The following is an 870-nucleotide window of genomic DNA, read 5'->3' as shown; positions in this document are numbered from 1 at the left end:
CAAGGCAGGATGCGAGATTTCGTCGAAACAGGCTTCGATGTCTCCTTCAACGATCCACTCATACGACTTGGACGTGAAGAAACGGCCCTCGGCCACGGCGTCGTGAGCCCGGCGCTTGGGACGGAACCCGTAGGAACACGGGAGGAAATCCGCCTCGAAGATCGGCTCCAGTACCAGCTTCAAGGACGCCTGCACCACCCGGTCCGTGATCGTCGCGATCCCCAGACGGCGCAACTTGCCACCCGCCTTGAGGATAATCCGCTCACGGACAGGAAGAGGAGGGAAGCTACGGTCCTTGATGCTGGCCCGTAGCCCGTCGAGGAACTCCTCGACGCCCATGCCCAACCCGATGGACACGGCCGTCCGGCCGTCCACCCCGGCGGTCTTCGCGCCCTTGTTGCTCCGCACCCGGTCCCACGCAACCAGCAGAAACGCAGGATCGGCGACGAGATTGAACAGATCATCAAACCTGCGACGGGGATCGCCACGGGCCCAACGGTGCAGCTTGGTCTGGATCTCCATTACCCGTCGTTCCGCCACATACACGGCGGACTCCAGCTCGTCGGTGTTCACCTGCGACAACCTCCTGGCCTTCCCACACTTCCGCTGCTGACTTGCTGGCCCCCTTCGCCATGTACGCACCTCTCGTGCGCTCGGACTACTACGGGGCCTCCGCCACGCACTGGAACCCTCGGCAGACGACGGGCCTGCCCACCTGACGGCCGGATGCCGGCAGGGAGGGCGGTTCCAACACGCTTCCCACGTTCACCACTTACCGATCGACGAGCTAGCCGTCCAGCTCTACCCCGGCAGCATCGCCACACCTACGCCTCAGGCATTCAGCGTGGCCTCCCCACCGGCATCGAGAGT

General features: G+C 64.1%; 1 protein-coding gene. It reads right to left on the bottom strand.

Annotated elements, in window-relative coordinates; all coding sequences use genetic code 11:
• Positions 1-573 (bottom strand): reverse transcriptase domain-containing protein (locus G3I71_RS44875; RefSeq protein ID WP_343243281.1); only part of this gene is annotated, 573 nt, incomplete at its 3' end.
• Positions 574-870 lie beyond the last annotated feature (297 nt).

Origin of the sequence: Streptomyces sp. SID12501, assembly GCF_010550245.1 — a bacterium.
In the GTDB taxonomy this organism is placed as follows: Bacteria; Actinomycetota; Actinomycetes; order Streptomycetales; family Streptomycetaceae; genus Streptomyces.
The sequence above is the reverse complement of the archived record's forward strand: the minus strand, read 5'-3'. Positions and strand labels throughout refer to the sequence as shown.